Annotated in this window: 11 protein-coding genes; all 11 read right to left on the bottom strand. The window is 75.0% G+C overall.

Annotated features, from left to right (window positions below; genetic code table 11):
- Positions 1 to 21 precede the first annotated feature (21 nt).
- On the bottom strand, positions 22 to 1,587 hold the full coding sequence (locus ACWGKQ_RS31550; protein WP_453295412.1) for an amino acid adenylation domain-containing protein: 1,566 nt from the start codon (positions 1,585 to 1,587) through the stop codon (positions 22 to 24).
- On the bottom strand, positions 1,584 to 2,417 hold the full coding sequence (gene kamE / locus ACWGKQ_RS31555) for a lysine 5,6-aminomutase subunit beta (RefSeq protein WP_453295413.1): 834 nt from the start codon (positions 2,415 to 2,417) through the stop codon (positions 1,584 to 1,586). The genes ACWGKQ_RS31550 and kamE overlap by 4 nt, the downstream gene beginning before the upstream one ends.
- A complete protein-coding gene (gene kamD, locus ACWGKQ_RS31560) occupies positions 2,414 to 5,155 on the bottom strand; it encodes a lysine 5,6-aminomutase subunit alpha (RefSeq protein ID WP_453295414.1) in 2,742 nt (913 codons plus the stop codon). Before kamD ends, kamE begins: the two co-directional genes overlap by 4 nt.
- Positions 5,152 to 6,555, bottom strand: coding sequence for a KamA family radical SAM protein (locus ACWGKQ_RS31565; RefSeq protein WP_453295415.1), 1,404 nt, complete (start codon positions 6,553 to 6,555; stop codon positions 5,152 to 5,154). Before ACWGKQ_RS31565 ends, kamD begins: the two co-directional genes overlap by 4 nt.
- A 104-nt stretch (positions 6,556 to 6,659) precedes the next feature.
- Complete coding sequence (locus ACWGKQ_RS31570; protein WP_453295416.1) at positions 6,660 to 7,283, bottom strand: GNAT family N-acetyltransferase; 624 nt, start codon at positions 7,281 to 7,283, stop codon at positions 6,660 to 6,662.
- Positions 7,280 to 8,419 carry a pyridoxal phosphate-dependent aminotransferase gene (locus tag ACWGKQ_RS31575; protein ID WP_453295417.1) on the bottom strand — a complete coding sequence of 380 codons (1,140 nt, stop codon included), beginning with the start codon at positions 8,417 to 8,419 and terminating at the stop codon, positions 7,280 to 7,282. Before ACWGKQ_RS31575 ends, ACWGKQ_RS31570 begins: the two co-directional genes overlap by 4 nt.
- Positions 8,416 to 8,820 (bottom strand): cupin domain-containing protein, encoded by a 405-nt coding sequence (locus ACWGKQ_RS31580; RefSeq protein WP_453295418.1) that lies wholly within the window; start codon positions 8,818 to 8,820, stop codon positions 8,416 to 8,418. The genes ACWGKQ_RS31575 and ACWGKQ_RS31580 overlap by 4 nt, the downstream gene beginning before the upstream one ends.
- The gene (locus ACWGKQ_RS31585) at positions 8,817 to 10,184 is read right to left on the bottom strand and encodes an ATP-binding protein (RefSeq protein ID WP_453295419.1); all 1,368 of its coding nucleotides are present in this window, start codon (positions 10,182 to 10,184) and stop codon (positions 8,817 to 8,819) included. Before ACWGKQ_RS31585 ends, ACWGKQ_RS31580 begins: the two co-directional genes overlap by 4 nt.
- Positions 10,185 to 10,193: 9 nt before the next feature.
- Positions 10,194 to 10,949 carry a GNAT family N-acetyltransferase gene (locus ACWGKQ_RS31590; RefSeq protein WP_453295420.1) on the bottom strand — a complete coding sequence of 252 codons (756 nt, stop codon included), beginning with the start codon at positions 10,947 to 10,949 and terminating at the stop codon, positions 10,194 to 10,196.
- Positions 10,950 to 10,990: 41 nt separating this feature from the next.
- Positions 10,991 to 12,361 (bottom strand): MFS transporter, encoded by a 1,371-nt coding sequence (locus tag ACWGKQ_RS31595; RefSeq protein WP_453295421.1) that lies wholly within the window; start codon positions 12,359 to 12,361, stop codon positions 10,991 to 10,993.
- The gene (locus ACWGKQ_RS31600) at positions 12,358 to 13,422 is read right to left on the bottom strand and encodes an SAM-dependent methyltransferase (RefSeq protein ID WP_453295422.1); all 1,065 of its coding nucleotides are present in this window, start codon (positions 13,420 to 13,422) and stop codon (positions 12,358 to 12,360) included. The genes ACWGKQ_RS31595 and ACWGKQ_RS31600 overlap by 4 nt, the downstream gene beginning before the upstream one ends.
- Positions 13,423 to 13,462: the final 40 nt, after the last annotated feature.

The raw sequence follows: 13,462 nt of genomic DNA on the forward strand, positions 1-13,462 counted from the left end.
GCAGCGCGCTCCCGGGGCGCGTCAGCGGGACATGGCCGTCAGGGCCGCCCTGTCCAGCTTGCCGTGCGGGGTGACAGGCAGGCGGTCGAGGTAGTGCAGACGCTGGGGAACCATATGGGCGGGCAACCGTCCGGCGAGCGCCCCGCGTACCCGCGCCGGGGGCACCTGCCCCCGGTCGGCGACCAGATAGGCGCCGAGCACCGGCGTCCCACCGCTGTCGTCGACCAGGCAGGCCGCTCCGCTCACCCCGGGTACCGTCCTCAACTCGGCCTCGATCTCGCCGAGTTCGATGCGGTAGCCGCGCAGCTTGACCTGACCGTCCATCCTGCCCGCGTAGTACAGCAGGCCGTCGGCGTCTGCGACGGCCCAGTCACCGCTGCGGTAGCGGCGGCCGCCGCCGTCCGCCGCCGGGGGGAACCGGTCGGCGGTCAGCTCGGGCCGGCCCAGATAGCCGTGGCTCACGCCCGCACCGCCCACCCACAGCTCCCCGGGTTCCCCCGGCCGCACCAACTCACCCGATGCATCGCGCAGTTCGACGTCCAGATGGGCCAGCGGCCGGCCGATCGGGGTGCGCCCGGGGCCCGCCTCGCGCAACGTCTCGGGCGTGAGGGGGCAGTGGGTGACGTGCACGGTCGTCTCGGTGATGCCGTACATGTTCGTGACCGCGGCGCCGGGCGCCGTGCCCGCGTCCCACCAGCGGCGGATGTCGGCGGGGACCAGCGCCTCGCCGCCGAGGACGACATGACGCAGGGCGGGCAACCGCACTCCGGCCGCGGTCGCTTCGGCCACCAGGTTGCCGAAGGCGGACGGCACCTGGTTGAGCACGGTCACCTCCTCGGCCGCCAGCAACGCCGCGAAGGCGTCGGGGTCGGCGGCGGTGTCGCGGTCGACCACCACCGCCCGGCCTCCGCACAGCAGGGCGCCCCAGATCTCCCAGACGCTGAAGTCGAAGCTCCAGGAGTGGAACAGCGTCCATGCGTCGTCGGCTCCGACGTCGAACAGCGGCAGCGCGGCGTCGAGCAGGGCCAGCACCTGCCCGTGCCCGACGACGCACCCCTTGGGGGCGCCGGTGGAGCCCGAGGTGTAGATGGTGTAGGCGGTGTCGGGCGGGAGCACGGGGGCGCCGGGCGCGGCCGGACGGGCGGCGAGGACGAGCGGCCCCACCCCGGCGAGAGGCGTCTCGCCCGGCGCCGCCGCGTTCTCGGACAGGACCAGCGCGGTCCCGGAGTCGTCGAGCAGATAGCGCTGCCGCTCGGACGGATACCCGGGGTCGACCGGCAGGTAGGAGGCACCGGCGCCGAGGATGCCGAGGAGGGCGGCAAGGGCGTGCCGGGACCGTCCGGCGCGCAGCGCGACGGGCTGTCCGGGGGCGACGCGGCCCCGCAGGGCGCGGGTGACGGCGTCGGCCTGTTCGGCGAGCCACCCGTAGCTGACGGAGCCCTGCGGATCGGTGACGGCCGTACGGCCGGGTGCCCGGGCGGCGACCGCACGGAACCGCGCGTCGAGCCGGCTGCCGGCAGCGGGCGCGCTCACCGTCGGCGTCGGCGCGGCGGGCAGGGAACGGGCGGGCGCGTGCGTGGTGTTCATACGGCGCTCCCGTGGGTGGCGGAGGGCCTGGTGTCGTCGGCCCGTGCGGTGGCGTCGGCCGGGTCCCGGCGCGGGCGGGACCCTCCGCCGGTCAGGGCATGGACGAGGTAGCTGGCCACGTCGTCGGGGGTGGTGCCGCGCCCGAAGACGCGGTCGGCGCCCAGTTCGGCCGCCGTGCCCGGGTCGAACCGCGGTCCGCCGACGACCAGCAGGGGCCTGCTGCGCCCGGCGAACGCCAGGTCGAGTTCGGCACTGAGCTCCCGTACGTTGGCCAGATGGACGTCGCGCTGGGTGACGGCCTGCGAGACCAGGACCGCGTCGGCGCCGTCGTCCACGGCTCGGCGCACCAGGTCGGACACGCAGACCTGGGCGCCGAGGTTGACCACCCGCATCGAGTGGTAGTACTCCAGCCCCTTCTGTCCGGCGAAGCCCTTGATGTTGAGGATGGCGTCGATGCCCACCGTGTGCGCGTCCGTTCCGATGCAGGCGCCGACCACCACCAGGTCGCGCCCCAGACCGGCGTGGACGGCCTCGTCCACCTCCTGCGCGGACAGCAGCGGGTACTCCCGTTCCACGACGTCCACCGAGTCGAGCGCCACCGTGTGCACGACCGCGCCGTACACCACGAAGAAACTGAACTCCGTTCCCACCGGCCGGGCGTGCACCAGCAGGGGGCGGTCCACGCCCATCTGCCGGGCCAGTTGCAGGGCCGTGCCCTCGGCCAGCCGGCCGTGCGGCAGCGGGAGCGTGAACGAGATCTGCACCATGCCGTCGTCGGTGGTGTCGCCATAGGGACGGACCGTGGACGGCGGTCCGGCAGGGGTGTTCATCGCCGGTCTTCTCCTTCGGGGTCGGGGTCCGGGGACGCTTCCAGAAGCTCGGAGGCGGGGTTGCGGTAGCCCGGGGCGCGCTCGACCACCCCGTCCTGGCCGCGGCCGCCGTCGACGGGACGGCGCATGCCGCCGAAGGTGCCGTCGGCGATGGCGTCGAGCAGGCCGCCCTCGCAGATCCGCTCCAGCAGGCCGACGGCCTCCCGCAGCACCACCTCCGCGCGCCGGGCGATCACGCCCCCCTGAGCGGGGCGGAAGTCCTCTTCCAGGGATCCGGCGGCGTCCATCACGTACCGGACGTTCTGCAGCGCGAGGTCGCGGTCGGACAGGAAGGGGGTGACGACGGCCTCCGTCATCATGCCGACGAGCAGGATGTTCTGCCGGGTCAGTGCCCCGGCCAGGTTGAAGAACCCGTTGAGCAGATAGCCGCGGAAGATGTCCCCGGTCATGTGCCGGGTCGGCGGCATCCACTTCAGCGGGGCGTCGGGGAACAGTTCGCGGGCGAGCAGCGCGTGAGCGAGCTCCATCCGGAACGAGTCGGGCAGGTCCGGGTCGATCTCGAAGGCGTGCCCGAGACCGAGCTGGCCGTCGGTGAGCCCGGCCTCCTTGCCGAAGTACTCGTTCAGCAGCTGACTGGCCGTCACCGTGTGGGCGGCCTGCATCGCGTCGGCGGTGGTGAGGTAGTTGTCCTCGCCGGTGTTGATCACGATGCCGGCCCGGGCGTGGAGCTGCCGGGAGAACCGCTGGTCGACGAAGGTGCGGACGGGGTTGATGTCGCGGAAGAGAATGCCGTACATGGAGTCGTTGAGCATCATGTCGAGCCGCTCCAGGCCGGCCATGACGGCGATCTCCGGCATGCACAGGCCCGACGCGTAGTTGGTGAGGCGCACATACCGGCCGAGTTCCGCCGACACCCCGTCCAGGGCGGCGCGCATCAGGCGGAAGTTCTCCTGCGTGGCGTAGGTGCCCGCGTAGCCCTCGTGGGTCGCGCCGTGTGGCACGTAGTCGAGCAGGGACTGGCCGGTCGAGCGGATGACCGCGATGACGTCGGCGCCGCCCCGGGCCGCGGCGACGGCCTGCCGGACGTCCTCGTGGATGTCGCCGGTGGCCACGATCAGGTAGATCAGCGGCCCGGCGGGCTCGCCCCACCGCGCTGTCAGGCGCTCGCGTTCCCGGCGCCGTGCGTCGATCTTCGCGAGCCCCCCGGCCATGGCCCGGCGCGCGACGGCCGCCGCCGCCTGCGCCGCCGCCCCTTCGGGCAGCCGGAACGACACCTCCCGGGCGGTTGCGCGGGCGGCGAGTTCGGTGAGGTCGCGGCTCGCGCCGGCCCGCAGCGCGTCCCAGACCGGCAGGGCCACCCCGTGCTCCAGTCCGACCTGGTCCCGTACCGCGTCCACCAGGCGGTTGGCCCACGGGATGCCCTCGGCGTCCGCGCCGGACAGCCCGGCCAGGCGCAGCGCCGCCCGCTCGACGGCGACGGTGGTGTGGGAGCGGGCGAGGTCCACCACCGGACGGCCCGCCCGGGCGGCGAGTTCCCGGGCCCGGCGGACCAGCTGCGGATCGAGGCCCAGCTTTCCGCCTGGTGCGGTGGTGGCCCGCGCAGGGGCACCGGCGGGCGCAGCGAGGGCGGGCCGGACCGTGGCACCGGTGGCACGGGGGGCCGTTCCGCCGTCGTGCGTGAGGGACGACGGGGTGAGCCGGTGGGCGAACAGCTCGCGCACCCCGGGCTCGGTGCGCACCAGGTCCAGTGCCTGCTCGGCGTGGCCGGGCTGATAGCCGTTGCCGATCAGCATGGTGACGTCGGCTCCCAGCCCCTCCGCGCCGAGCGCGGCCGACGGGAACGAGGTGGCCATCGAGAAGAAGACCACGGTGCCGCCGTCCCGGGTCGCCAGCACCGCGGCGTGCTCGCAGCCGGGCACGTCGGTGCAGACCACGGTGATGTCGACCGGTCCGCCGTGCGCCGCCAGGCCGTCGCTCAGCGCGACCGCGTCGCGGGCATCGGTCCGCAGCACCGTGCCGGCCAGGCCGGAGGCGGTCAGCGCGGCCTCCTCCGCCGCGTTCGGTACGACTCCCACCAGGCGTCCGGCGCCGGCCCGGCGGGCGGCGGCCAGCGCCAGAGTGCCCGACTTGCCGGCCGCTCCCAGGACGGCCACCGACGGTGCCGAAGCCGCCTTGGCGGCGTACTGCGCCACGGTGCGCGCCGTGAGCGCGGGCGCCCCGCACACGTCCAGAACGGCGAGGGACAGCTCGTCGGGCAGGTCGGCGGGGAGGACCGCGGCCACCGACCGCCCGAAGAGGATGGCGTGGCCGCGGGCCGGCACCCGCTCCCCCAGGCCGTCCCAGTCCCGCAGTCCGTCCGTCAGCGTCAGCGGGGTCAGCGTGAGGGAGACCAGACTCGCCACCCGGTCGCCGGGCTTGAGGCCGAGCGGGGTGCGCGGCCCGGCCTCCGCCACGGTGCCGATCAGCATGCCGCCGGAGCCGGTCACCGGGTTGTGCATCTTGCCGCGTTCACGCACGATCCTGCACACCGCCTCCCGGATCGCGTCACCGTCGCCGCCGTGCTGCTCGTGCAGCTGGCGGTAGGACGCGGCGTCCAGGTTGAGGTACTCCACGTCGATGCGCACTTCGTCGTCGCGCAGCCGGGGGTCGGCATCGAGCCGGGTGGCCGCCTGCGGCAGCGCCCCGGCCGGCGCGAGCACCCGGTGCAGCCCGAGCGGCGAACCGTCCGCCCGCGTCACCGCTCCTCCCCCGGCCGCCACTGCGCCCAGTGGGCCTGCCCGGCGTCGGGCAGGGTGTGCAGCGGGTCGTAGTAGTGGTGGGTGCGTCGCAGCGCCCGCGGATCGTCGTGCTCGATCGAGGTCAGGTAGTTCTTGGACCAGTCGGAGACGCCCAGTTCACGGTCGTAGGCATCGGCCTGGTGCACCCATCGCTTGCCGACGTAGGGGACGTCGCACACCAGGCGGGGCGTGGCGAATCCGGGCAGATAGCCCATGATGGCGTGCTGCAGCCGCTGGGCCTCCGCGAGCGGCAGCCGCCAGTGCTCGGCACCGGGCACGATGTCGCAGAGGTAGAAGTAGTACGGCATGATCCCGGCGGTGTCCAGCAGGGCGAAGCACAGGTCGAGCAGTGCCTCGGACGTGTGGTTGACGCCGTGCAGGAGCACGCCCTGATTGCGTACGTCGCGCAGTCCCGCGGCCAGCAGCGCCCGGGACGCCTCGGCGACCAGCGGGGTTATCTGCTGCACGTTGTTGGCGTGGGTGTGCATGGCCAGGCCGACCCCGCGCGCGGACGCCTTGGCGGCGAGTTCCGCCATGCCGTCGAGCACGTCGGGGGCGAGCCAGTGCTGGGGCAGTCCGATCAGTCCCTTGCTGGCGAGCCGGATGTCGCGGACGTTGTCCAGGTCCAGGAGCCGGTCGACGAAGGAGCGCAGCCGGGGCCAGGGCACGTTGGCCACGTCTCCCCCGGAGACCACGACATCGCGCACGGTGGGGGTGGCGCGCAGGTAGGCGAGCATCCGGTCGAGGCGGTCCGCGGGCCGCAGCACGAACCGGTACTTGTCGATCTGAGGGGTGGACGTGCCGACCAGGTCCATCCGGGTGCAGTGCCCGCAGTACTGCGGGCAGGTGGTGACGAGTTCGGCGAGCACCTTGGTCGGATAGCGGTGGGTGAGGCCCTCGACCACCCACATCTCCGCCTCGTGCAGGGAGTCACGGGAGGCGAGCGGGTGGCTCGGCCACCTGGGGTGCCGGTCGCTGGCCACCGGCAGCATGTAGCGGCGGACCGGGTCGGCGTACCAGGCGGTGGTGCTGGGGGCGGCCGTCGGGGCGATGGTGTTCAGCACCTGCGGGGTGAGCAGGATCGGCATCGTCGCGTACTGCCGCTGGTCCGCGTCGAGATCGTCGTAGAAGGCGTCGTCGAGTCCGGCGCCGGCCACCTCGCGCAGCTGCCCGGTTCCTTTGACGCAGTGGGCGCGTTGCCACTGCGGGTCGCGCCACTCGGCGGCGGTGACGTGCCGCCAGGCCGGGAAGCGCCGCCAGTCGGGTTCGACGGCCTCGTGGCGTCGGTATGCGTATGGCTGGGCGGGCGCGGCGGCCGGCGCCCGGGAGGGCGGGGCGGCCGACAGGGGGGCGGTTGTCACGAGGTGCCTCGGTTTCTCCCGGCCACTGCGGCGGGTGGTTTCGGACGGGGCGTCGCGCGGAAGGACCGGGCGACGCAGCCGGGTGGAGCGGGACTGACGTCCCGTCAGCGGGTGAGGGCGTAGACGAGCAGGCCGTCGCGGTCGGGGCGGCGGGCGAAGCCGGCGCGTTCCATGACGCGCCGGGAGGGGATGTTGTCCGGTGTGGTCGTGGCGAGGACCGTGTCGACGCCGGTCTGCTCCAGCGCCCAGCGGGCGAGGGCGGCCAGGGCCTCGGTGGCGTAGCCCCGGCCGCGGGCGTCCGGATGCAGGTCGAAGCCGATCTCCGCACCTCCGCCGTCCGGCGGGCCGTGGAAGCCCATCCCGCCGACGACGCGGTCGTCCTCGGTGCGGACCAGCACGTACATGCCCCAGCCGGGGCGGTGGCCGCCGGCCGCGTGGGCGCCGAGGAGCATCCCGGCGGCCTCCCGGGAGCCCTCGCCGGGCGTCCCGCCCAGCCAGTCGAGGCCCGCGGGCCGTCCCTCGCGCAGTTCGGCGGCCTCGGCCGGCTGGACCTCGCGCAGCCGCAGCCGGTCCGTCTCCAGGACCGCCGAGGGGCGTTCGGCCACCTGCCGCCGGCAGGTGGGCTCGTCGCCGGACCAGCCGGTGTCCCGCCAGCCGTCCGGCAGGGCGGCGGAGGCGGGCAGTACGGCGTAGGCGTCCTGCGCGTCGAGGGCGATCACATGGGTCACTGGTGCTCCTGAACGGTGGTGCGGATACGGGGGTTGGAACCGGCATCGGTGGGACCGGCGTGGGTGGGACCGGCGTGGGTGGGACCGGCGTCCTCGCCGGTGCCGGGGGCGACGGCGTCGAGGGCGTCGAGGAGCCGCTCGAGCTGGGCGGCGGGGCCGACGGAGATCCGCAGGTGTCCGGGCAGGCCGAACCGGCCGGCGTCGCGGACGAGGATCCCGTGGTCGCGTTCGAGCAGCCGCTCGGCGCGTGCGGAGTCCGCCACCGGTACGGCCAGGAAGTTGGTCACCGACGGCAGCGCACGGCGTCCGCGCGCGGCGAGTTCGGCGCGCAGCCGCTCCCGGGCCGTCTCGTTGCCGCGCCGCACCCGCTCCAGGTGCTCGCGGTCGGCGAGAGCGGCGACCGCGGCGGCCTGCGCGGCGCGGTTGACGCTGAACGGCATGCTGCCCTGGACCTCACGCAGCCGGGCGACGAGGTCCCTGCTGCCGACCGCGTAGCCGATGCGCAGCCCGGCCAGGCCGTGCGCCTTGGAGAAGGTGCGCAGCGCCAGCAGGGGCGCGCCGGTGCCGAGGTAGTCGAGCACCTGTGGCGTGCCGGGCGGAGCGAAGTCCAGATAGGCCTCGTCCACCACGAGGGGCGTGCCGGTGGCCGCGGCCCGTTCGACGAGCAGATCGAACGCGGCGCGGTCCAGGGCACCGCCGGTGGGGTTGTGCGGGTTGCACACGTAGGCGACGCCCGCGCCGTCCAGGGCGCCGGCCAGCGCGGCGATGCCCGGTGCCGTGCCGTCGAGCGGGACCTCCCGGCAGCCGCGGCGCACGTTCTCCAGGCAGATCCGGTAGCCGGGGAAGGTGCCGGCGGTGGTGATGCCGGGGCGCTGCCAATCACCGAGAGACAGGGCGGTGAGCAGGACGAGTTCGTCGCTGCCGTTGGCGACGGCGACCTGGTCGGGCCCGACGCCGAGCAGGCCGGCGATGGCCTGCACGGGCGCGGTGCGGGTCGGGTCCGGATAGGTGCCGGTGTCGTCGACGGCCTCGTGGGCGGCCCGCAGGGCGCGCGGGCTGGGGCCGTAGGGGCTCTCGCTGAGATGGAGGCGCGCGGGCGCGTCCGGCCGGCTGCGCGGGACGGCGGGGGCGGTCACCGTGCACCGCCGAGCAGGAGTCCGAAGCAGTAGCTGCCGGGCTCGGCCTCCAGGGTGAGGAAGCGGTGCTCGGCGCCGGCCGGGACGCGCAGCAGGGCCGGGGAGGTCAGCTCGTGCCGGTCGCCGTCGACGAGGACCTCGATGCGGGCGCCGCCGGGGCGGGGCGACACCAGGAAGTAGATCTCGTCGACCTCATGGCGGTGCGGGTCGGCGACCGGCTTGCCGACCAGGTCGGTGACGGGGCCGCCGGCCAGTTCGACGGGGACGCCGCCGAACATGTCGGCGGTCAGGTAGAACGGGGCCGGCGCGTGGTGTCCCGCCACCGGCAGGAACCGCGGGATGTCGGTGCGGATCTCGGCGCGGGCCGGGCCGGTGGCCGGGGTCGGTGTCTCGGTGGTCATCGCGGGGCCTTTCGTCCGTCGAGCGGGGTGAAGCCGAGAGGGGGAAGGGGTGAGGGGAGGGGTTCGCCGGACCCGGCGAGGTCGCGGGCGCGCACGGTCCGCCCGGCGGGGGTGCCGACGGCGTCGGCGAAGGTGTAGGTGAGGGTGTCCAGGGCCCGGTCGAGGACGGCGAGCATGGTGTCGTGGTCGTCGGCCGTACCCCACAGCACGGCGAGTTCCCCCGTGCCGACGCCGGGGCCGACCCTGGTGCCGGGTCGCACCCGGGTCTCGTAGCCGGCGACCCCCGGCAGGGCGAGCGCGTCGGCGACGCCGTGCACGCCGGTGAGCAGTCCGCCCGCCACGGGCGTCGGCACCGCACGGGCGTACACCACGCGGTCCTCGGGCGCCCGGACGTCGGGGACGGGGCCGCCCAGGGCCAGCCGGGCGGCCAGGGCCACCGGGTCCAGTCCGCCGGCCAGCCGGCCCAGACCGCCCTGGAAGCCGCCCAGCCGGCCGTTGACCTCGATCAGCCGGGGGCCGTCCGGTGTCAGCTTCACCTCGGTGTGGGTGATCCCGGTCCGTACGCTGAGCGCCTCGACGGCGCGGGCGGCCAGGGTGAGCACGGCCTCCCGCTCGTCGGCGGCGAGCGGTGCCGGCCAGAAGTGGCCCACCTCGCGGAACGGCGGGGCCAGCGGGAACTTGCCGGTCACCGCCCAGTGCACGACCCGGCCGGCCGCCACGGAGCTCTCCACGGAGACGTGGTCGCCGAACGGTCCGCGGCCCGCGCCCGCCAGGTACTCCTCCAGCACCAGGGCGTCCTCGCCGCCCTCGGCGCCGGGCGCGGCCAGCAGGCTCCCGGCCAGTTCCGCGCCGCGGGCCGCGTCGCGTACCAGGTGGGTGCTGCGGCTGCCCTCGCCGCGCGCCGGCTTGAGGACCGCCGGCAGGCCCACGGCGGCGAGCGCGGGCGCCCAGTCCGCCGGGGTGCGCAGCAGCGCGGAGCGCACCGGGTCCACGCCCCGCTCGCGCAGCCTGCGCCGCTGCTCGTACTTGTCGGTCAGCAGCCGCACGGTGTCCGTGCCGTGGTACAGCAGCCCGAGGCGGGCGGCGAGGCCCGCCGTGGTGGCCAGTCTGCGCTCGCTGTAGGTGAGCACGGCGTCGGGGCGGTGGCCGCGCAGGCGGTCGGCGGCGGCGTCCAGCCGGTCCTCGTCGTCCCCGTCGAGGGGGACGACGAGGGCCAGGTCGGCCAGCAGCGGGGCGAGTTGCCGGGTGTGCGGGGAGTCGCACACGACGAGGACGACGTCGCCGAGCGGTTCGAGGCGGTCCACGATGTCCGCGGGCGCGACGGAGCCGAAGTCGTAGACGACGGCGATGACGGGGCGTGGCATGGCCGTTCCTCAGGCGTCGGCGTGGTCAGGGTCGGGTGCGTAGCGGACGCCGGAGAGCGTGGCGGCCTGCGCGGTGGTCGCCGGCGCGGTGCGTACGGCCCCTGCTCCAGCCTCGGCCCCTGCCCCTGCCTCGGCGCCGAACATGGCCAGCGCCGGTTCCAGGCCGTTGATCTCGGCGGGGATACGGCGGCCCGCCGCCCAGGCGTCGCGGCCGAGCCGGTACCGGTCGCTGAGGACGCGCCCGCCGCGCACGGCGTTGACCTGTGTGCCGTCGTGCAGGAAGCCGAACTTGCGGCACACCGCCTGCGAGGCCTCGTTCTCCCGGCGCACCACGGAGAACGCGTCCTGGGCACCGAGGCCGGCGAAGGCGAGCTCCAGGACGGCGGCACGGGCGTGGCCGCCCAGGCCCCGGCCCTGGTGGCGCAGGCCGAGCCAGGAGGTCAGCAGCACCTCGCGGGTCACCGCGAAGTCACGGGCACCCAGCGACTGGGAGCCCACCACCTCGCCGTCGTGCACCACCACCAGGAACAGGGTCCAGTCCTGGGGGCTCCAGCCGGCCATGGCGTTCCAGTGGCGTTGCAGGACGCGGCGGGCGACGGTGGCCGGGTCACCGTCGGTCCACTGGGAGAAGAACGGCATGAAACCGGGCGCGTGCACGCCCTCGGCACCCAGGCCCGCGAGGTCGTCGAGGTCCTGCGGCGTCGGCCAGCGCAGCTCGACGAGCGGGGTGCGCACGGTGATGTCGCTCAGCGGCCAGTTGTGCATGGCGGGTCCTTCCCTGAGGCTGCGACGGGGAGCGAGGGCGGTCACGGGGCGGCGGCCACGGGGGCCGATCCGGTATCGGCCACGGCCTGCGCGTCGGCCTGCGCGTCTGCGATGTCCTGCGCGTCCGGTTGCGGGTCGGTGGGCGCCGGCAGGTCGGCGTCCGGTGGCAGGACGCGGTGGAGTCCGGCTCCCACCAGCGCGACGGCCCCGCTGCAGGCGACGAGGGCGACGACCAGCGGCAGCCCGTCCGCGAGGGGCAGCGTGACGCCGGCCAGGAGGGGCCCGGCGACCGATCCGGTGGACACGGCCACCGAGAGCATGGCGTTGACCCGGCCGCGGATCCGCTCCTCGGCGAGGTCGTTGAGCAGTCCGGTGACGACGGGGAAGACCAGGGCCTCGCCCACCGACAGCAGCAGCACACCGCCCATGGCCGTGACCGTCGCGGCGGCGCCGTGCTGGCGTCCCGCGACCAGGATCAGCGCCCAGGCCGCCGCCCACAGACCGCCGGAGGCGGACAGCACCGTGCTGCGCCGGACCCGCTGGATCCGCTCGCCCAGCAGCACCTGGGTGAGCACGGCGACCACGATGTTCACGGCGAAGGAGCCCGACAGGCCCTCCGGACCCACCGCGCCGCCGGCCGTGAGGTAGCCGGGCAGCCCGGACCTGAGCTGTCCGTACGACACCAGCGAACACAGCGTGAGAGTGGCCAGCAGTACGGCGAGCGACCGCTGTCCGAGCACGTCGCGGTAGCCCACCGGCTTCGCGGACGGTCCGGACCCGCCGCCGTCGGCGCCGGCCCGCCGCCCGGAGCGGTCCAGGCGCGGCAGCAGGAGCAGGAAGGCGGCTCCCGCCGCCAGGAAGGTGCATCCGTCGGCGAGGTAGAGGGCCGCGAACCGGGCCGCGCGCGAGCCCGGTCCGGAGGCGGCCACCAGGCCGCCGACGAGGACGCCGAGGCCGGTCATCGCGTTGAACACGGCGTAGTCGGCGGAGAAGGCCAGCCCGCGCTCGCGTGCCGTGGCGGCACCCGCGTACAGGTAGCGCAGGACCGTGCCCACCCCGCTGATGCCGAGCCCGTAGACGACCGCGGCGGCGAGCGCGACCGGCGCCCCCGTGGCGAAGGCGTACAGGCCGGTGCCGGTGCCCGCCACGCACATCACCAGCGTGACGACCGTGCGGGGCGCGAGGCGGTCGAGGACGGCGCCCCAGGCCAGGCCGCCGACGACCGCGGTGGCCGCCTGGACGGCCAGGGTGGCGGCGGGGACCCAGGGGGCCAGGCCGCGGATCTGGCCCAGGTAGATCCACAGGAAGGGCAGGACCAGGCCGCCGCCGAAGGAGTTGACCGCGTTGACGGCGAGGACGGCCCGGGTGCGCGGCGAGAACTCCCGCACGACCGCGAACGGACGGGTGGTCACCGGGCCTCCAGGACGTACAGCCAGGAGTGCGGGGTGCCGAAGGCGACCGTGCGCACGGGGTGGAGTCCGGCGCCCGCGAAGAGCTCCTCGTAGGTCTCCTTGGTGTGCAGCGGGACGCCCATGAGCGCGTGCGCGAGTTCGTAGCCGAGGGAGAACACCGGCAGCGTGGCGGAGCCCTCGGCCTCCGGGCGCAGCATGGTGTCGGCGAGTACGAAGGTCCTGGCCGCCGGGAACGCCTCCCGCAGTCGGCTGAACAGGTGCGGCCGGGTCTCCGGATCCGCGAGCAGGTCGTGCAGCAGGAAGAAGCTCATCACCGTGTCCACCTCGGCGATGGCGTCCCGGTGGGCCTCGCGGTGGCACACGTCGAGCACGTCGGCCCGGACGGCCCGCACCCGGTCCTGGAGGCCGGCCTCGGCGATGGTGCGCCGGCCGAGTTCGGTGGCGGGACCGCTGATGTCCAGGCCCAGGCCGCGGGTGCCGGGCCGGGAGCCGACGACCCGGGTGACACGGGCGGAGATGCCGCTGCCGAGGTCGGCGAGGGTGTGGAAGTCGACGCCGGCGAGGACGTCGTCGAGGGTGGTGGACATGAAGGAGCGGTCGTTCTGCCCGGAGCCGAGGGCGACCATCGCCTCGTCGCGCACCAGGTCGGAGCCGAAGGCGGCCTCGCCGGTGGCCAGTCGGGCGGCTCCGGAGAAGAGGTCGCTGTAGCCGCCGACCGCCCACGTGAAGTAGCCCCGCATGCGGATCGTCTCGCGTCCGGCGTCGGTGAGGACGGCGGTGTCACCGCCGTCCTCCAGCCGCAGCCAGCCGCACACGGCGGCGGCCCGCAGTACCTCGCGGACGATCCGTTCGCGGACCGCGGGTCCGGCGGCGCGCACGAACTCCGGGACGTCCAGGCGGGGGTCCTCGGCCAGCCGGTCCAGCACGCCCAGCCGGTCGAGGGTGTGCACCACGGTGGCGGCGACGTAGCCGTTGAACGCCTGGTCGACGCCGATCGGGGCGGGGGCGGCGCCGTACCAGTCTGCGGGGAGGGCGGTGGGTGGTGTGTGCAGGAGTGTCATCGGGGTTCCGATCTGCGGAGGGTGTGGACGGGGCGTGGAC

This window comes from Streptomyces sp. NPDC054770 (assembly GCF_053611985.1).

Bases quoted from the DNA above. Each gene is read 5' to 3' on its own strand.
- ACWGKQ_RS31590 (WP_453295420.1), bottom strand. From the start codon at position 10,949: ATGCACAACTGGCCGCTGAGCGACATCACCGTGCGCACCCCGCTCGTC.
- ACWGKQ_RS31585 (WP_453295419.1), bottom strand. From the start codon at position 10,184: ATGCCACGCCCCGTCATCGCCGTCGTCTACGACTTCGGCTCCGTCGCG.
- ACWGKQ_RS31550 (WP_453295412.1), bottom strand. From the start codon at position 1,587: ATGAACACCACGCACGCGCCCGCCCGTTCCCTGCCCGCCGCGCCGACG.
- kamE (WP_453295413.1), bottom strand. From the start codon at position 2,417: ATGAACACCCCTGCCGGACCGCCGTCCACGGTCCGTCCCTATGGCGAC.
- ACWGKQ_RS31580 (WP_453295418.1), bottom strand. From the start codon at position 8,820: ATGACCACCGAGACACCGACCCCGGCCACCGGCCCGGCCCGCGCCGAG.
- ACWGKQ_RS31600 (WP_453295422.1), bottom strand. From the start codon at position 13,422: ATGACACTCCTGCACACACCACCCACCGCCCTCCCCGCAGACTGGTAC.